At 43.8% G+C, this 19,575-nt stretch carries 15 protein-coding genes, 1 rRNA gene and 1 pseudogene; 9 read left to right on the top strand and 8 right to left on the bottom strand.

What is annotated here, in order from left to right:
• Positions 1–4: 4 nt before the first annotated feature.
• The 7 genes from CCC32_RS03450 to CCC32_RS03420 form a co-directional block, all read right to left on the bottom strand.
• Positions 5–877, bottom strand: a complete 873-nt coding sequence (locus CCC32_RS03450) for a hypothetical protein (RefSeq protein ID WP_042517280.1) — start codon at positions 875–877, stop codon at positions 5–7.
• A complete protein-coding gene (locus tag CCC32_RS03445; RefSeq protein ID WP_287072332.1) occupies positions 874–4,530 on the bottom strand; it encodes an ATP-binding protein in 3,657 nt (1,218 codons plus the stop codon). The genes CCC32_RS03450 and CCC32_RS03445 overlap by 4 nt, the downstream gene beginning before the upstream one ends.
• Positions 4,527–5,069, bottom strand: coding sequence for a condensin complex protein MksE (locus CCC32_RS03440; protein WP_287072331.1), 543 nt, complete (start codon positions 5,067–5,069; stop codon positions 4,527–4,529). Before CCC32_RS03440 ends, CCC32_RS03445 begins: the two co-directional genes overlap by 4 nt.
• Positions 5,070–5,080: 11 nt before the next feature.
• The gene (locus CCC32_RS03435; RefSeq protein WP_042517285.1) at positions 5,081–6,295 is read right to left on the bottom strand and encodes a hypothetical protein; all 1,215 of its coding nucleotides are present in this window, start codon (positions 6,293–6,295) and stop codon (positions 5,081–5,083) included.
• Positions 6,296–6,305: 10 nt separating this feature from the next.
• Positions 6,306–8,051, bottom strand: a complete 1,746-nt coding sequence (locus CCC32_RS03430) for an RNA/DNA-binding domain-containing protein (RefSeq protein ID WP_287072328.1) — start codon at positions 8,049–8,051, stop codon at positions 6,306–6,308.
• A 141-nt stretch (positions 8,052–8,192) separates the two neighbouring features.
• On the bottom strand, positions 8,193–8,354 hold the full coding sequence (locus CCC32_RS03425; protein ID WP_156139282.1) for a hypothetical protein: 162 nt from the start codon (positions 8,352–8,354) through the stop codon (positions 8,193–8,195).
• Positions 8,355–8,394: 40 nt separating this feature from the next.
• Positions 8,395–8,622, bottom strand: coding sequence for a helix-turn-helix transcriptional regulator (locus tag CCC32_RS03420; RefSeq protein WP_042517287.1), 228 nt, complete (start codon positions 8,620–8,622; stop codon positions 8,395–8,397).
• A gap of 417 nt (positions 8,623–9,039) precedes the next feature.
• Between CCC32_RS03420 and CCC32_RS03415 the strand changes: the two genes are divergently transcribed.
• The 9 genes and pseudogenes from CCC32_RS03415 to CCC32_RS03370 all read left to right on the top strand — a co-directional run bounded on the left by CCC32_RS03415 (position 9,040) and on the right by CCC32_RS03370 (position 18,658).
• Positions 9,040–10,269 carry an AAA family ATPase gene (locus CCC32_RS03415; protein ID WP_287072322.1) on the top strand — a complete coding sequence of 410 codons (1,230 nt, stop codon included), beginning with the start codon at positions 9,040–9,042 and terminating at the stop codon, positions 10,267–10,269.
• A 2-nt stretch (positions 10,270–10,271) separates the two neighbouring features.
• Positions 10,272–10,832: an RloB family protein gene (locus CCC32_RS03410; protein WP_287072320.1), complete on the top strand. Its 561-nt coding sequence runs from the start codon at positions 10,272–10,274 to the stop codon at positions 10,830–10,832.
• Between the two features lie 85 nt (positions 10,833–10,917).
• Positions 10,918–12,132 (top strand): hypothetical protein, encoded by a 1,215-nt coding sequence (locus tag CCC32_RS03405; RefSeq protein ID WP_287072318.1) that lies wholly within the window; start codon positions 10,918–10,920, stop codon positions 12,130–12,132.
• Between the two features lie 60 nt (positions 12,133–12,192).
• Positions 12,193–12,301: ribosomal RNA gene (gene rrf / locus CCC32_RS03400) — 5S ribosomal RNA — on the top strand.
• A gap of 1,186 nt (positions 12,302–13,487) precedes the next feature.
• A complete protein-coding gene (ltrA, locus tag CCC32_RS03395; protein ID WP_044075172.1) occupies positions 13,488–14,894 on the top strand; it encodes a group II intron reverse transcriptase/maturase in 1,407 nt (468 codons plus the stop codon).
• 821 nt (positions 14,895–15,715) lie between these two features.
• Positions 15,716–16,393 (top strand): hypothetical protein, encoded by a 678-nt coding sequence (locus CCC32_RS03385; RefSeq protein WP_287072315.1) that lies wholly within the window; start codon positions 15,716–15,718, stop codon positions 16,391–16,393.
• Between the two features lie 33 nt (positions 16,394–16,426).
• Entirely contained in the window at positions 16,427–17,770 is a 1,344-nt protein-coding gene (locus CCC32_RS03380) for a UDP binding domain-containing protein (protein ID WP_287072313.1), read from the top strand.
• Between the two features lie 135 nt (positions 17,771–17,905).
• Positions 17,906–18,381: pseudogene (locus tag CCC32_RS03375) on the top strand (NAD-dependent epimerase/dehydratase family protein); the annotation flags it as partial.
• Positions 18,362–18,658: a hypothetical protein gene (locus CCC32_RS03370; protein WP_287072392.1), complete on the top strand. Its 297-nt coding sequence runs from the start codon at positions 18,362–18,364 to the stop codon at positions 18,656–18,658. The pseudogene CCC32_RS03375 and the gene CCC32_RS03370, both read left to right, overlap by 20 nt.
• Before the next feature lie 27 nt (positions 18,659–18,685).
• Here the strand turns inward: CCC32_RS03370 and CCC32_RS03365 are convergent, their stop codons facing one another.
• Entirely contained in the window at positions 18,686–19,531 is an 846-nt protein-coding gene (locus tag CCC32_RS03365; RefSeq protein ID WP_287072311.1) for a radical SAM/SPASM domain-containing protein, read from the bottom strand.
• Positions 19,532–19,575: the final 44 nt, after the last annotated feature.

Below are 19,575 nucleotides of genomic sequence, written 5' to 3'. Positions count from 1 at the left end.
GTATTTAAAAACTTATATAGCCCTCTTGGTCATACCCCTTATGGTACTTCATAATCAGGTCGATCAAAGCCTGCAGTTCAGGGATATCAGAAGACAAATGACGGTTCTCGTAATAGTTGCCCTGGAAACGTTCCGTTGAACCATTCCTCAGCCTCTCTTCCACGTCCGAAGGTATCAGATACGATGACCGATCTGGCAAATAGCGATGAAATTCAGTTATAAAAATCCTGATACCGGCAAGATCATAGTCGCCAAAATGGACATACGGATTGCCAATTCCCATAAGCCAGTTCCTGAGGTCGCACGATTGGGGATAGCGAGACACGAACAGCAGCTGTTTCCCTGGCAGGCACGACTCAAACAGATACCTTTGCTGACGTATGAATCTGAAATTCTCTGGATTCTCGATGCCCACTACTATCACGTCAGACGGAATCACAAAACGCTCCCAATCCGACACGAACACACAGCTTCCTTCCTCTGGTAGGATAACACATGACCTGCCATTTAATTGAGCATCAATAGCCTCATAAGAATTAACAAGAAACCCAGGGAAAGACCTCCTCATCTTCAATTTCGAATTTCCAGAATCCGCAGCCTGAGAAGCACGCAAAGCGCCTCCAGAAGAGCCATCATCCATCAGCAGATTTCTCGTCTTCTTGAGGTCAGCAAAACGCTCGTCAATTCTCGCCAAGGCCTTCACAAACGACTCTCTGTCTACAGCCTTCAAGCTTCTCTTGCTACCTCTCGAAGAACTGACCAGAATACCGTCTCTGACTAGTTCATTCACCCATTCTCCCGTTAATCTGCAGGCAGGCAATGATTCGCCATTACTCAGGGCAATGAGCTTGTCTATCAAACTTCTGGTTATTTTCATTTCTGAGTAATTAACGGACGGACAATAGTTCTCGACTTACTATCCTTGTCCAATAGATAGGTATATCGATAATCTGAAACATTATATGTAGTAGGCGAAGAATTGATCAACAGGATGTTCTTCGAGTTGGCAAATCCCAAAATACCCTTCACGTTCTGTGGATGCAGCTTGCCAATCTCATCCATCATGCAATGCACTTTGAAATCACCGAACTTCTTGCTGACCTGTGACTTGAATACATTGATCAGCATGATGTTGATCATAGCTTTCACCAACGTATCGGTTCCCTCACTACCCACATGCGAGAGCTTCGATGTCCATTGTGTGTCATTATCGTTCTCCACCACTCGGAACTCCAAATCGAACAGGTCGCCCAATGTCATACTCTTCCTGCTCGTATCTTCATTCAGATACTTCATCAGGTCCAGGATATGATCCACAGCCTTGTTGTTCACATCCTCCCGATTATCGGTGGTGAACAGGTCTGCCTCACCCATTGCGAACTGGTTCTCGTCATGGAACTCCTTGATACGCTTCATCAGCTGAACCATCTTGTCCGATGACGGTTTCGATCGGATAGAAATCTGCCGGATGACCTTCACAAACTTCTGAGCATCAAAGTCCTTGTTAATACCCTGAATCACCTTCACCACTTCCGACTCGCGTTTGGTCAAAGCTCCAATCTCCGAAGAGACACGCGCAAGAATCTCAGTGTAGCGTTCACTCGTCCTGTTCCTGTACACCTCAATCATGTTGTTATGGATGAAGTCATCCAGATTCGAAGCAAAGTCCAGATAATCCTCCACAGTCTTCAGCACAACCTTAAAGTTAAAGGTATTCTTGGACGTGAAATTATCGTTGAACAGCACAACCGACTGCTTGAACTGTTCTTCTTTCCTGTGTCTCGAAACGATGATGCCGGTCAAATCCGACACCACCTCTTCAGGCGATTTCAGGGTCTTACGCTCTGGCACATCCCTGAGTATCGGCGGACAAAGATCCGAATTGCCAACAAAGTCATCTGCCTTCCCCAGACCTTGTTTTATCTTCTGCAATTGCTCATTGCACCCGCTTATCTCTTTATTCAATGAAGCAATCTTACGGCCGTAATCCTGTCGCCTCAGTTCGTACTTGTCCTCCAGCTGACCGAGTTTCTCCTGCAGAGTTTTCTTCAAAACCTTGAACTCATCCTCTTTATCCAGTAGTTCTTCTTTATCAGACTGATACTTATAGACGAACTTGCGATTGTTTTCTATATAATCAAGTTCCTTCTCGATGCCGCTGATGGTGTCTTTGCACTTCTCCACAGCACCCGTATCGGCACCCTTTCCCTTCATTTCATTCAGTTCCTGTTGCTGCAAGCGCATGATCTCCGTTTCAGTCGAAGTCTGCTTTGCCTTGACTGCAATTTCTATCTCATTCAGAGCAGCCTTCTGTTCACCTTCAACCTTAGCCACAGCCTGTTCAAACAACTTCTGGGCAGTCTTCAGTTGTTTCTCCTTGTCGTCTCTGGTCTTCGTGATGACGGACTCTGCATCCATCAGCCTGTGGCTCACATCATTCATTTGCTTGTCCAGAGCTGCCTTCTTTTGCTTTTTCTCCTCCTCTGTCTTGTTCAGGAGGTCCTGAATCTTCACATCCAGAGCCTTCACCTTTCCTGGGATAGAATTCCGTTGAGCCTCACAAAGCGACCTTCGTTCACGCATGTCCTTCACCCGGGGAGTGTAGGCCTTTCTCTGCGAATCCAGTTCCACTACCTTCTTCGCTTCAATTTCTGCACACGCCTTCCTCATAGCCTTCAGCTGCTCTTCCAGCCTCTGCTTCTCTGCCTTTATTTCGTCAGGCTTGCGCACACTCATCGGCAGTTCCGTCAGATCCAGTTCCACCCCATAGAGTGTCTTGCCTGCAGTATCCACCTTTTCGGGATGCAATCCTGTACGATACAGTACCTGCTTCTCGTCTATGATCTTTCCGATGTTCTTTTCCCATCCTGTCACATGGCCGTCCAGCCACTCGTAGAGCGAACCTTTCGTACACTCGAGCATCTTATCCAATTCGGCAATCTTCGTCTCTACTTGTTTCATCTCTTGAGCCTTTCGCTCCAGTTCTGCCTTTGCTTCAGACTCTATGTCCTTTACAATAGCTTCATATTCAGTCTGCAACTGCTTCAAGTTGGCATCCAGACTTCTGATGTCGCCAGCCAGTTTCACCTCCTCCTTCTGCAGCTCAACCTTCTTAGCCAGATGCAGATCCATCACATCCTTGTAAGGAGCATATAACAGCAAAGCGTGCAGGCTCTTCTCACACTCCTGTCTCTCCAGTTTGATGCTATCTATCTGGCTCTCCGCAACTCTTAGTTTTTCTTCAAAAGAAGCTGCAATCTCTCTCTTCTGCTTGTCTCTTTCATCCATCAGCTGTTCCTTTCTCGAGAGAGACTCTGTGCGGATATTGTTCTTCCTATTCTCCTGCAACTGCCTGAAGCCGTCCAATTCCGACTTCACACCATCCACCAGCTTCTTGTATTTGCTGGCAATATCATTGTACTGGCACGTGAGGTCATTGAGTCTCTCCTTCTGAGCCGTCAGCTGTTCCTTCAGCAAAGGTCCCTCATTGCATCTGCGGATTATCTCATCAATACCTATGCTAGTATAGTATTCCTTCTTCGCCTTGCAAGACTTGATTCTGTCATCCGCTACGCCCAGTTGCTTGTTCAGGCCTGATTTCTCAGTCTCGTACTTCTCCTTTACTTCTCCCAGCAGCTTCTGCTGGCGCTCTCTTTCGGCTGTCAGTTTCTCCGTATTCTCTTCAACCAACGGAATACGTTCACGCGAATTTCTGACCGCATAGTTCAGTTCGCCACACAGCTCCCCAATCTGCTGCTTCTGATACAGCAGGTCATGGTAGCAGGCTATCACCTTGTCAGCCTGTAGTCTCACTGCCGATTCCCCCTTGGCATTGGTCCTGAACCAGCACGAAATATCCTTATACTCTTGCTCAAAGTCGGCCACCTGCCCACGATAATAGGCCAGATTGATGTTCGATTCTTCTTCCTCCATCGATCGGATGATGATATCCTTGATGAAGTCGGCATCTAACCTTGAATTAAGGAACACATTCTGTATCGACCGGTAGATGTTCTGGTAGCTCTTCGCCTCCATGAGCTGGAAGTTTCCGAACTCTTTGCCAGCCACCTTGTAGTTGCCGTAGATGATTTCCCTAAACATCTCGTAACGGTCAATCAACTTGCTCATGTAGATGTTTTTGTCCAGACGCGAATTGATGACCTTATACTCCGATGTCACGTCACCAAACTCATCCACCAGCCATTTTCTCTCGAATGGAGCATCTATGAAACGATAGCATGCTCTCCCCGAAGAGCGGAACACCAAAACCGTAAAAGGCCTGTGCTCATGCTCCACCTCATACACGATATAAGAGTTGGGGTTCGGCAGATAAAAGTCGTCAAACGACTTCATCTCCTTCGGAATACCGAGATGCAGTTTGTCCGCATTATAGAAGAACAGGATAGCTCTCAGCAACGTACTCTTGCCCACACCTTGGGTTCCAATGAAGTGTACATTTCCGTCCAGCTTAATTTCCGCATAGCGTATGTTCGCGCTATTGATGAAGACAATTTTCCTTAGTGCTCTCATTGCTCATCCTCCGTTTCATAAATGGTGAGACAATCAATCATTTCTTCGATATAATGGAAAGCCGATGTTACCTTGTAAGTGCCGTCCAGTTCGTTCTCCATCTCCACGAATCCCTGTTTCTCAAGGTCCTTCACCAGACTTTCGACTTTATTCTCCAGACTCTTCTCCTCCGGATACAGTCCTCCGGATTTCTCCTTCAGCTCGATGTCATTGGCAAACTGCTCCATGATGTTCGACTTGCGGAAAGTAAATCCAGGACCGAAGGTGGAGTTAAACACCTTCAGGAAGTCCACACGATCTATCCATTCTGCCATACGCTGGATCTTGTTCTCCAAGTCCACCTTGTTCTCTGTACGAGTGAAGTAATAATAGCTATTTCCACTTTCAAGGAAGAAACCGATGCCCTTGTAGTACTCCAGATACTCATTGTAGTCATCCTCAATCGCATCATATAGTTGTGTCTTCTGATGTGAGACACTATTCTGCGAGATGAAACCTCCTCGACTAAGGATATCGAATATTTCTTTTGTATATCGCATACGAATCCTTTTTAGTTTTGTCTTGAATAAATGAGAGGGTACTCTATGTTCCCCATTGTCTGGTAATTATCTTCCACAGTCAACTCATCAAGATACTGTGTCGCTATCTGACAGAACAGTACCAGTTTATCTTCCTCATCCATCTTCTTACTGTAGTTACCATAGTTCATCACGAAATGAAACAGGTTGTCGCTCGAGGCCATGAAAGCATTCTTCACTTCCGAAGCATCCACAGTCTGCAGCACCTGAGCTTCTGCCTGCATGTCTTCAAGAGTCAATGGTTCTGCCAGCTCACATTTCTTCAGTCTGCTGTTGCCCTTACCGGCTGCCACTTTATGCAGTATTCTCAGTCCCTCATCCGTGTTTCGGAGCATAGGTATCGAGACCTTCAATGTATACTTCGGTCTTGGTTCCATCCAGACTGGATCTGTCTGATTCAGCATAGACCTGATATTGGTATTGGTATCCAGTATTAACTGGTCCTTCAGATACTTCAGCCTCTGTACCTTCTTGACCAGATGGTCCTGGTAGACTATCAGATTGAGATAATTGATTATCTGGCGATCCAGCTCAATGAGGTTGTGATATGCCTCATTCATCTGATACTTCACGTTCGTCACTGTCTCCTTCAACTGCACGTCCATAGCCTCCAGAAAGAATGTCGGTTGCTTTTCATCAATCACCTTCTCACACTCCTTGATGAAGACTGCAATGTCCTTTCTCCTCTCGTCCAGATGCTCCAGCTTTTTTTTCTTGACAGCAAGAGTCGGTTCATTCTTGTAAGTGCTGTCGATGTTTCTCTTCAGATCTATCACACTTCTCAGAATGTTCAGGGCAATAGTGTGAAGGATGCGCTTCACCTCCGTCAGATATGAGTGTTTCTTCGCTGGCGACTTCTCTATCAAATAGTACTCGATATTTTCATTAAGGTTGTCAATGCTTTGCTTCACGCTCGCCACGTTGATTTCCTCATTCACTTCCAGCACTTCCTCGAAGAACTTCAGATACACATCCTCCAGTTCCACAAACTCGCCATTATCCCTGATGACACCATTTCTGCGGAGGAACTCCAGACTTTCCTCCTTCTTGGATGCCAGCTCACGGGCAATATCATAGCGGAAAGAGTACGTCTTGCGTTTGGCAAACATCTCCTTCAATAAGGCTCTCTCCCTATCGAGCCCCCTGATGAGTTCGTCCAGCGAACGAAAATGCGAACGGTTCTCCATATTCTCTTTTTTACCCTTTATTAATCACTTCCCAATGACCTGTTTTCTTACTACCAACTCTGACGATTAACCCTAAGTTTTCTATAACCTTCAATTCTCGTTGCATGGTTTTGAATCCAATGCTAAGCTTATTGGACAAATCGGTAGTGTTTAATTGGACATTTAATTGGACACCCTCTTTTATGCTATTATATATAACTGTTTGACGTTCAGTTAGTTTATTTATATCTAATAATTGGACATTTATCGTATCATCTTTTTGTCCAGTTACATTGACTGTGGTTTTCTTGACGATTTCATAATACCTGTCAGACAACTTATAACCATCCTGTGCTGAGATGAGCAATCCTTCGTCGATAAGTTTGCGTAGTGTCACTTCGTCCGTATAGCGTTGGCTATCGCCTTGCGAAGCACGGAAGAGGGCAAGGAGGTCGAAGACGTTGAGTTTGTTGTTCGCTGGCCGGGCATTCTGCAACTCACGAGCATAGAGCATGAAGGCTGGGTACTTGATTTCGCCAGGGAGTCGTAAGCATACCTGCCATTCGTCTGTCAGAGAATAATCAGGCAAACATTTGCCATCCATCAGACAATGGTAGAACATCTTGTCAACGCCTTGTCCGCTCTTCTCGATGAAACCTGCCTTCTGCAAAACTTCGGTGATGAGTTTGCAACGTGGCATACTGTTGACCGTAAGGATATTGTCCACATCCACACCGACTGGAAAACCTCCAGCATTGGTGATGATGAGTTGGTCGGGATATTGCTTGATTACCACATCGCTCTGGATGTACATCACACGATGACAGCATGCATTGAGGATTGCTTCTCGGACAACATCACGGTTGAATGTGGGAATGTCGCCAATGCGGAATCCGTCATTATAGTGTTGTAATGGATTGCTGGCAGGCTGGTTGATGTAGTTCCAGACAGAATCTACCATCAGTACAAGTGGCTCTTGGAATTCCTGACGTGCAGTGTATTCTATCATAGAGTGATATAGGCGGTACTCTACAGTCACGCGATTGCAAAACAAATGCTTGCGTATTGCTTCTGACTTACCAAGAAGAATAAGGGCAGCATTGGTCAGTTGACCACCCTTATTCATGAGGGCGAAATCATGGAGTACCTGCAATGTTGGTGTACTTACAAATTCAGGCTTGTTCCAGCGCTGGGCATAGCCTTGCTTCATCACACGGATGGCTTCTTCGTCAAGGTCTTCAAGCGAGAGTCCTTCGCAGATCTTCTCTGAGAAGTCTGGCTCTGACTCCTGGAGTATCTTGAGATACATGGCATCGGACATTGGCTTTAGTTCTTCGCCAACACGCATCAAAGGAACGTCCTCGAATTTGAAGACCTTGCCGATAGGACGTGATGGAACCTCAATCACAAGTACACGACGGTTCTCTTCATCATAGAGTTCATAAATCTCAGGGCGAATGGTTGTGTCACGATAGATGTCCGACTCCAGCTGTCCGATGGCATTATGTGCCTGGCGAGTGCCTGTGACACGATGCGGATAGTTGTCGTGCATACCTATTACGAGGCGACCGCCACCTTCGTTGCAAAGGGCGATGACATAACCAAGGATGCAACGGCGACGATCCTTCGGATTGGTCTTGCCTCGACCATCGTAGGAAATGTTGCCTCCTTCGCCCGCCTTGAACTCAACGCGGTCTTCGGATTCGCGCATCTGCTGGAGTTGCTGTATGGTGAATTTATTCATTATTGTTGCGGTCTTTATTCCTAGATATGTCAATTAGGTGTTACTATCCAACTGATCTATTTCATCTTCTATTTCCCTCATCTTCTGTTGGAGGAGCATCTATTTGTCGGTGAAGTTGACGGACACCCTCCATTCTGCATCAGCTATTTTTCGTGAAAGATATTCACCGACCTTCTAGTAGAGTTCGATGAGAGCTGTATTGGCAATGCGGATGACATTCTGCCGTGTCTGCCGAATCATCCCCGCAACCTCCGCAAACATCTGCTCGTTGTCTAGAGTGGACAGAGAATCTATATCCTTCATACTCTGCATCTCGGTATTATTGTTTAGCTTCATATTTCTTTTGAAGTCATATTAATGCTAAAAAAATCAATTGTTACTCTACTTTTGTATCAATCTCTGGCAACTCATCAAATCGCAACAAATCATCTACCTGTGTTTCGAGGACTTTTGCAATTTGCATCATCGTTTCAAGGTTTGGTTGGGTGGTATTGGTGATCCATTTTGATACTGTCGCCTGGTCTTTGCCCAATTTATCAGCCAACCATTTATTGTTCAAATCGCGTTCTGCAAGAACGACTCTAATCCTATTAAGTTTCGCCATTTGAAGTTGTTGTCAAATAATCGTTGAATGTCTTATTTTCATTTTTGCTATCAAGCACTGAGAGCTATCAACAGTATATGATTGTTGTGGGCTCGTAGTCTTTGGCTGCAAAGTTACCAAAACTAGGTGAAATATTAACTTGTTTGCTCAAATATTTTTATAAAATGGTCAATATTTGACTATTTAGTCAAATGCTTGACCATTAACAAGGCGAAATACGCACTCGCTTTCTCTAAGCACCATAAAGGTTTGCAAAAGCAAGTGTATGGTTCTTGCAATTTTTACCACATCAAACTATATATTTCGGTTGATAAATGTTAAATAATGAAGGTGATAAAGCGAATGATCGCCTCAAAGCCATTGTTGATTCAACTTTAATCGCTAATTTTGCAGCAATCCTACAAAATCAGACGTGTAATGATATTGAAAATCGAATTTGAGAATTTCTTTTCTATTAGAGATAGAATAAGAATCGACTTCAGAGCAGGAAACATCAATACAGCTCTTGCACGGGAGTTAAGCCATAATGTGATGGAGTGGAACGGTGTGCCCGTACTTAAAACTATTGGCTTGTTTGGGCCTAACGCTTCTGGCAAATCGAATATTCTGAAAGCCATTACTTTTTGCTGTAGAATGATTTTGGAGTCACATCTTCATAACGAAGGGGTGACATTCAACTTTGAACCTTTCAAATTTGATGGTTGGCAGAAAAAGCCCAGCAAATTCCTTATTGATTTTGTCTGTGAGGATGTGGAGTATGAATACGCTTTTGAGCTGACTCGTGAACGCATCATAAGTGAGAGTCTGTACCATTATCCCGTTGGTAGACGAGCAAAGATATTTGTTCGCAATGCTGATGGAAAGTATAGCTTTGGTACAGGCGTGATGGTCAAGCCTTCAGATGTGGTAATCAATACCAGTGAAAAGAATCTGTTCCTGAGCCGAGCCAGTTCAATGAACAGAGAGATTGCCCAAAAGCTTTATCGCTATTTCATGAACCAAATCCTTCTTGGACTCGTAAATGTGAACGACATAATGGTATTGGATAGTTTCAATGCCTACAAGAAAGTAATACTCAAAGCACTTGAAATATGTGATACGGATATTACAGATATTGAAGCAAGGAAAGAGCAAATGCCGGCTCCTGTGGTTGTGCCTGGACAAACAGAACTATCGTACAAGCTGGTGGATGTGCTTCGCTTTAAGACCTTCCATCGTAACCAAAAGGATATCATGTTCGACATGGACATGGAAGAATCTAACGGTACAAGAAAACTGTTCCAGATTCTGATACGACTCTTGGATGTGGTAAAGAACAAGAAGAGCATTATGATGGACGAGTTTGACATGGGACTTCACACTCGTCTAGCTGATTTCATTCTCGACTTGATTCATGCCTCAGAGACCAGTCAGTTATTGTTCACTTCCCATAATACGAACCTTATCGATGTCAAACGACTGAGGCGTGACCAGATTGTATTTGTCAACAAGTCGGAGCAAGGCGCAACGGAAGTGTATTCATTATACGACTTCAAGGATTTCCGTGAGAATATGGATGCCGAAAAGGGATATATACAAGGACGCTTTGACGCTGTGCCTTATGTTGATTCATCGGTATCAAGTATCAAACAATTATTGGAAGGTTGATTATGGCAAGCAAAAGAGAACCGTCACCATCTTTGCGAATGCGAAAGATCGCCCTTGTCATTTGCGAGGGCGAGACAGAGGTCTGCTATATCAACCTTCTGAAATCGTGGTATAAGTCACCCATCAGAATCATTTCGCACATAGAAGGCACAAAGATCACGCCATCGTTGGTTGAGAAGCGTACAAAGGAGCTCAAAATCTCACAATGGGATAAGGTGCACACATTCCTCATGTACGACATGGATGTGCAGGCCATCAACGAGAAACTTCACAAATGCAAGGCAGAAATGCTGCTCAGCAATCCTTGCTTTGAAATATGGTTGCTACTTCATGCCAAAGACCAGAAGGCAGCAATCGAAACGGATGCACTCATCAAAGAGTTGAAGAAAAGCGCCCCCGTGTGGAAGAATTATTCAAAATCCGCTTTTACCGACACACAAAAGTCTTTTTTGAACGACAAAAAAGAAGTTGCTGTTGAAAGAGCTAAGAAATTGCAAGAGTTCCAGAATCCATCAACAGGTATTTACAAGTTGATTGAGATGTTGAAAGAAAATGCACGATAGTAGCCTAAAAGCGTAGGTTACTTTCAATGATAGATTCGTTTCAGACTAGGATTAATTACGGAAATTATAGGTTAATTCAATGGAAATGAACAACAATATAGATATTTCTTCAGAAGATATACTATCTTTGCTGAAGCAACAAATAGATTTTCTTGAAAACCAAATGGCGGAAAGATGCGGTATGAAGCTATACAAATCGGCTGATGGTTTTACTCAAGAGAAAATATATGAATATGCTGGTGCAAAGGATTGTGTTGCAACATTGACTTTGAGCCAAGAATCTGCGGAAGTATATGGGGAGTCGTTGACGGTAGTGTTTGTGTATTATCAGAAAGATAGAATGGCACTTGAAAAAGACAGAATGGCTCTTAATGATATATCCAATGTTAAAGCAGAAGAACTTTTGGGAGAGTTAGATGAAACGCTATATACTCAATTGCTTAAAGATGGTATTCCGACAAAGGATATAGTTGAAATGCTAGTTGGACCAGCATCAGAAGAAAATAACACTTATGGAAGTTCACTTTTGCGTAATCCTAAGGTACTGGAGATTCCCTTTCAGAGTGAAGGCAATGGTGACGATATTTTTTTTATGTATGGAGCCTTGTGTCATTTTATTGCAGATGGAATGGAATTGACTCCAGAAGAACATAATGAGTACCTAGCCTATAAGATGGTGCTGGAACGCGAGAAACTAACAGAAAAAGAAAGAAAGGAAATTTTTGATGAGAACGGAGCAATTGTAAATCAAGAAGTCGGGTATTTCTGGCTATTATGGAAAAAAGATACAGGTAAGCTGACAGAAAAGAACAAAACAGACCTGATGCAGTTGTCCCAAAATAGATTAGCTAATCGTTTTGGCATAGCTGATAAAGAACTGCAAAGTATGGGATTAAGTTTTGAAAAGTTGGTAAAGTCTTATCCGGAGAAAGCAGCTCTGTTATTTTCAAAGATTATAAGCTTTCATGAACATCGCTATAATGTGGTTGGTAAACATCTGCTGTATATGAGTTTTGAATCGTTTCTACACATCTACCTTCGCCATGTAAAAGAGCTTGCTGTTGAGAATCAGTTTGGTGAAAGAAGTAAATTTCAATTAGCCGAAAAAGATTTGAAAGTTACCATGGATATTGTTTTGGGTACTCTGAATGATGAGTATCAAACATATAAAGACGAACATCCAGACAACAGATTCTTCCGGAAAGGGAATATGGCATATTATTACAATGGAGACTATTATGATGTTGACATTTTACCAGATGGCCAAATCGGCAGTTTCTATAAACGTATTGACAAATAAAACTCAAACGCATGAAATACAAACAAAAGTATCGATGAAGCATATTGTAGATTAAAGACTATCGGTGGTTATAGTGCTGTGGCTCCACCTCTTCCCATTCCGAACAGAGAAGTTAAGCACAGTTGCGCCAATGGTACTGAGAAATCGGGAGAGTAGGTGACTGCCCAATATAGTCTTCGTCCAAAAAAGCGGATCAATGACGTTAAACTTAAGTGATGCTTATTAAAAATAATATTTATACTATGAAAGTTTTTGATATCAAGAAAACCGGAGTGTAGATTTGCCTTTTTAATAAGAAGGCAAGTTCTACCAAGACCATCCACCTCGCGTGGAATGTTATTGTTAATGTAGTAATCTTAATTGCGGACGTTGCGTAGTTTCTTGCAACTCCTACACCCTTTGGGGCAATTTCAGTAGTAACGGATATTGTCGGTTTGATACCCGATATAAGGAACCTCATTAATCAATAAGGTCTTCAAAAAAAATCCTTGGGAGCGTTGGTAAACTCCCAAGGTACTTTTTAAAAAAGTATATATGCAATGAAGTAGGGCTTGATATTATTCCAATGTAAAAATCAGGAACAATTATAGGAAGAGCTATGTGGCATGTCTTTCTCCATATGCCGCTTCATTGCCATTTCTGCATTCTATAACCAATCCAAAAACAAGAAAATGTGACAAGTTTGTGATTTTTTCTGTGTTTTCTTTTGGTTGTTTGGGGAGAAATTCATACATTTGTAGTGATTTTGTAACATGTTGATTATCAATGGTTATTTTCGTTTTTGCGACATGTGTGCAACATCCAGTGCTAACGCATTGATAGTCAGTTAAAGTCGTTTTCGAGGAGGTCAAATGAGACGCTCATAGATAAGCGTAGATAAAAGATAGATAAAGGGGTGTAACTCAATGAGTTACGCCCTTTTTCTATTGTATGCTCGGCACGAGCATTGTCTAACGGGTGCAAGTCCCGAGTAAGCCTTAATAGCGGGAATTACATAGCCAAAGGCAAGGGTGTTCATCGTGAGGTGAAATCTGAAAGAAGCCGGTGGCAAACATCTGACCTAACGTACAGAAACTTCATACAAGGCATATGACCGTGGGTAAGGTTGCAACACAGACCAAAGCCCCATAGCTATTCGGAACGGTCGGTGTAAATGAAGTGGGTATAAGATGGAAAGACAATGCCCTTATCCGAGGAGGTCTCACGGACGCTTCAAATAGTTTTTTTTTTTTACGAAAGAAGCGGAGTAAAGCTTACCGTGAGAAGTCAGCAGACGCCATAGTAGTGCAATAGTCGATAACGTTGCACGAAGGGCTGAACCTAACAATTAAACGATAGTAATTGAAACATACCTCATGAAGGAAAGAATGCAGAAAACATTATCCCAAGTTAATGGCTGCCCCCAAAGAGATAGGTCGGAAACCGAATGGTATGGGGGAGTGCAGACCTTCATGTGGATGTGTGAAGACAACATCGTGGAAGTACCATTCGACAAGGAGCACCTTTTCGAGCAAATCCTCAGTCCTTCCAATCTCAACCGAGCCTACAAGGCTGTTATGAGAAACAAAGGCTGTGGTGGTATCGACAAGATGTCATGCGAGCAGTTGCTCCCATGGCTCATGACCAACAAGGATGTGCTCATCCGTTCCTTGATGGACGGCTCTTACCGTCCGAACCCAGTGAAAAGGGTAGAAATACCCAAAGACAACGGCAAGATGCGCCTGTTGGGAATACCTACAGTAGTAGACCGTGTGGTGCAACAAGCCATCAACCAAGTACTGACTCCCATCTATGAGAACCAATTCTCCAAGACAAGCTACGGCTTCCGACCGAGAAGAGGATGCCATGATGCACTGCGTGGAGCGCAAAGGATAATCAACGAGGGCTACACCTATGTAGTAGACCTTGACCTTGAACGCTTCTTCGACACCGTGAGCCATAGCAAGCTCATAGAAATCCTCAGCCGTACGATAAAAGACGGCAGAGTTGTCAGTCTTATACACAAATATCTCCGAAGTGGTGTAATGAACAAAGGCTTGTTTGAAGCGAGTGAGGAAGGAACTCCCCAAGGAGGACCGCTAAGTCCGTTGTTGAGCAACATCATGCTCAATGAATTGGATAAAGAACTTGAACGCAGAGGGCTTCCCTTTGTACGCTATGCAGATGACTCGATGATATTTTGTAAGTCCAAGAGGGCAGCAATGCGAGTGAAGGAGTCTATAACCCGATTTATAGAGAATACTCTATATCTCAAAGTCAACAAGGAAAAGACCGTAGTGTCGTATGTGCGCGGAGTGAAATACCTCGGCTACTCCTTTTATGTGATGAAGGGCAAATGCCAACTCACAGTGCACCCAAAGTCCAAAGCCAAGATGAAATCAAGGTTGAAAGAATTGACAAGTCGCAGCAACGGATGGGGATACGCCAAGAGAAAGCAAAAGCTGAAAGAATACATAAGAGGGTGGGTCGGCTATTATCATCTTGCTAATATGAAACGTCTCTTACTTGATACTGATGAATGGTTAAGACGTCGAATACGCATGTGTATATGGAAAGCTTGGAAGAAAGTCAAGACAAAAGTGGCAAACCTCATCAGATGTGGCATTAATAAATACCAAGCATACGAATGGGGTAATACTCGCAAGGGCTATTGGCGAATAGCTGACAGCCCTGTTCTAAAAAGGGCGATAGATAACAATAAACTACGCTCCGCAGGGTATGCTACTTTAATGGAGGCATATCTCGAATGGTATCCAAAATAGGAACCGCCGTATGCGGAACCGCACGTACGGTGGTGTGAGAGGTCGGAAAACGAAAGTAGGAAGAAAACTGCTTCGTTTTCCTCCTACTCGATTTCAGGTTTTTATAAAGGATTTTTGAAAACTGGGCATAAATTTTATAAATTTGTACCGGATTCGTACCGTCCCCTTAATTAGCGATAAGGTGAACCTTGGCCATTTAACTAACTGAAAAATCAAATACTTATGCCAGCAGCAAAATTTAAAATTATTCGAAAATGCAAGCTTTGCGGAGAGGATTTTTAGCCAAAACCTTGGATTCCTTATATTGTTTACCACGTTGCAGTAATATAGCGTGGAACGAACGACGGAAAGAAAAACTTTAGACAGTCGAAGTATAGTCTAATGCGGTATTGTTTGAGGAAGAATGATGAAAGTGAAGAATATAATGATGGCAGTGGCATTGTGTATATAAAGTTATGTCGCATTTTTGTTACTAATTAGCGTGTAATCATAGACATAGCTATACAAAATCAATGAAAACATAAAAGTTTTATAATGTGAATGATAATAAATGCAAGAAAAAGCGTAACTTTGCACCCGATATCTTATCTCTCATTATGAGATATGGATATGAAGATACAGACATAATATTGATAGAGACACAAAGCCATATAGTAGTAAGAAAGTAAGATGGCCAAGACTACTTGACGAATTCTGTTTTCATCTACTGGACTGGACAATATGTACTTCTAAGGTGTGATTTTATGAGCAATGTTATTGTAATAATAGCATCGTCATCATACGTGATGGCAGCTAACAGTGACATAAAGTAGATAAAGAAAATGACGCAGGTTTGCTCGCTTCCTTCTTCTACAGCCGACGTAAACAACGATATGTATAACAACAAGTGTTTACCAAAGGGCATCCACGTTGTTGGGGCTGATAAAAAATCGGCTTCAAAAGTAGGAGGAATGTCCATTAACGAAGAATCAGAGGCTCCATGGGGATATTTGTTTATCCAGCATTTTGCAGCTGAAAAGTTCGACAAGATACTTGAAGAAGGCAATTGGGAAGGCGATTTCATTCCAAAGTGTTTCATTCATCGCACCATTGGTTATAAGCGCAAAGCAAATGGCAAAGGTGTAGTCAAAGAAGAGAAACCTTCAATAAGCGGCCTCGTATTCTTGCAGGGCAAAACTGAAGACCTAAAGAATTTCCTCCAGAAGAATTTTCCACGATACCATCTTGTAAACAATTGCATGACAGGAGAACCGGCATCCATCAAGAACAGCGTCATGAAGCCGTTCATGAAAGTCATGGAGTCGGAACCAGAACGTGTGACTTTCCTTCGTGATCCTTTTGTGAAATTTGCAAGGGAACACGTGAAGCTCCGTGTTCTGACAGGAATCATGGCAGGACAAGAAGGATATGTCGTACGAATATTGCGCGACCGCCAGCTTGTGATGGACCTTGGAGGTTATGCCGTTGCCATCAGCAATGTGCATAACGAAGATTTCTAAATAGCGGAATAAGAAACTAAATAAAATTTAAATATGCGTGATTTCAAAGACATCAGAGTCGCAGTGGCCGGCACTGGCTATGTGGGACTGAGTATAGCTACATTGCTATCACAACATCATCATGTAACAGCAGTAGATGTAATACCAGAAAAGGTAGAAAAGCTGAACAACAGGATTTCACCTATTCAAGATGACTATATCGAAAAGTATTTGGCAGAAAAGCCATTGAACCTTGTTGCCACACTTGACGGCAAGTCGGCTTATGCTGATGCCGATTTTGTGGTTATCGCAGCACCAACCAACTATGACCCGGTAAAGAACTATTTCGACACTACCCATGTGGAAGAAGTAATCGACTTGGTATTGGACGTGAATCCAGATGCCGTTATGGTGATCAAGAGTACTATCCCTGTAGGCTATACTCGCAATCTTTACTTGAAATACGCACAGAAGGGAGTCAAGAAGTTCAACCTCCTCTTCTCCCCAGAGTTCCTGCGTGAAAGCAAGGCCTTGTACGACAACCTCTACCCAAGCCGTATCATCGTAGGCTATCCTAAGATTATCGACAAACCGGAGTTTGAAGCCGAGAACAAGGCAATAGAATCAGTAACCGACGTAGAGATGCTGAAAGAATCTGCCAAGACATTTGCAGCTCTCTTGCAGGAAGGAGCAATCAAGGAAAACATCGACACCTTGTTTATGGGTATGAAAGAAGCGGAAGCCGTTAAACTCTTCGCTAACACTTACCTCGCCCTCCGTGTAAGCTACTTCAACGAACTCGATACTTACGCAGAAGTAAAGGGCTTGGACAGCAAGGCTATCATCGAAGGCGTAGGACTCGACCCACGTATCGGAACACATTATAATAACCCGTCCTTCGGCTATGGCGGTTACTGCTTGCCGAAGGACACCAAACAGCTCCTTGCCAACTATCAGGATGTTCCACAGAACATGATGTCTGCTATTGTAGAATCAAACCGCACACGTAAGGATTACATCGCCGATGCTGTATTGCGCAAGGCTGGATGGTACGACTATACCAACAACAACCAGTACGGCCATCCCTTCCCTTCAGGGGAGGGTCAGGGGGAGGCTCCCGTTGTCGGCGTCTATCGTCTGACCATGAAGTCAAACTCAGACAACTTCCGTCAGTCAGCTATCCAGGGCATCATGAAGCGCATCAAGGCTAAAGGCGCAGAAGTCATCATCTACGAGCCAACCCTTGAAGACGGCACTACATTCTTCGGCAGCAAGGTAGTCAACAACCTTGATGAATTCAAAGCACAGAGCAAAGCCATCATCGCCAACCGTTTTGACGACTGCTTGAAAGATGTAGAAGATAAAGTTTATACTAGAGATATCTTCCGTAGAGACTAAAGACCCTCCAAACCTCCCTGTTTAGGGAGGCTTACAAGACAAACGAAAAAAAACTTTCTCCACCCCTCCCCCCTAAACAGGGGGACTGAGGGGGTCTTCTTCCTCCCCCTAAACAGGGGGACTGAGGGGGTCTTTATGGTAGAATACAACATAAATCTTGAAGGCAAGACAATTCTTGTAACAGGTGCTGCAGGTTTTATTGGCAGCAACCTTGTAAAACGTCTTTTCCACGACGTACAGAACATCAAAGTGATTGGTGTTGATTCCACACAGACTATTATGATGTCAACATCAAACACGAACGTCTCAAGGAAATAGAAGAAATAGCATCCTCCCAAAACAGGGAGACCCGAGGAGGGTCCTGGACTTTCGTTCATGCATCAATCGCTGATAAAGAAGCTGTAGAAAAGATTTTCACCGAAAACAAGATTGCTGTTGTGGTAAACCTCGCAGCCCAAGCAGGTGTACGTTACAGTATCACTAATCCCGATGCTTACATTCAGAGCAACCTCATTGGTTTCTATAATATCCTTGAAGCTTGCCGCCATCACGAAGTTGAACATCTTGTTTATGCTTCTTCATCATCTGTATATGGCAGCAACAAAAAAATTTATGGATATGTTGCGAGTGGACAACAACTATTATTTCTATAAAAATAGAGATTTGACAGGCATCCCGATGTTTGACTGGAGCTGTATTGCCAACGATAGAATATTCCTGTTCTTGGATTTATATGTGATATTGCGAGACCAGCCCGACAAAGTATATTATATGGATGGCGAACGCAGAGGAAGCGACCAATGGTATCTGAAACTGATAGACATTGCCAATCCCAATATCAAGAACTTCAAAGAAGTACCTTCGTCATGGTTGCCGAAACGAAACTGAAAAGAGACCACCTCTTGTCTTCCGTTTCTATTCCTGTTTTCTGAACCGTTTGGAAACGGCGGAATATCCGCAGCGCCGGCATAGCGGTTCCACGGCGGTGTGGCTGGTGAAGCCCTGATAGAGGGCGGTGGCGCGTGGAGAGACGAGAATCTCGTTGAGGCTATTGTCGTAGAGATTGCCGAGCGGCATGTCGCCGTTGTGGTCCAGACAGCATGGCACCACCGTGCCGTCGGCAAGCACGCCGATCTGATTGCGCAGCGCATAGCAGAACACCTCTTCCTCCTTGTAGACATCATGCTGAAGGTCGGGCCATTCAAACATGTCGTCGCTTTCTACATACAGGTTCTCTGCGAGTTTCCATCCGTCGTGTCTCTGTGTCCACGGACGAGGCTGGCTGTCGGCAATCATGTCCAGAATAGAGCCGTTCATAAGGTTGAGCCCACCTTCGTTCCACAACCGCAACACCACGATGCATCCGCGCTGCGCCGCATCTTTGGCAAACGCCATCACTTCATCGATATACTGTTCCGGATTATCCTTCCCGTTACCCTCATGCGAATGCAGCGAAATCTGCAGCTTGTGGGGCAGTGCGTCGAGCAGGTCGCCACGTTGCGCCAGCAGCGTGCCGTTGGTGGTGATAACGGGAGTGAACCCCTTCCGGCGTGCCATCAGGATGAACTCAGGCAGCAGAGGGTGTAGAAACGGTTCGCCCATGAGGTGGAAATACAGGAATCTCACTTCTCCGGCGAGTCGTGTTGTCAGAGTGTCGAATTCGTCAAGCGTCATTGAGTGTTTCTCCCTCGTTGTCTTGGGGCAGAACACACAGTTCAGGTTGCAGACATTCGTGATTTCAAGGTAACATCTGGTAATCATATCGTTTGCAAAGATAATGCAAACCGAGAGCAATACAAAATGAA

The sequence above is a fragment of the Prevotella sp. LMAG:51 genome, from assembly GCF_008680225.1.
Classification (GTDB): Bacteria; Bacteroidota; Bacteroidia; order Bacteroidales; family Bacteroidaceae; genus Prevotella; species Prevotella pectinovora.
Note: the sequence above shows the minus strand (reverse complement) of the source record. Positions and strands in the feature narration are given on the sequence as shown.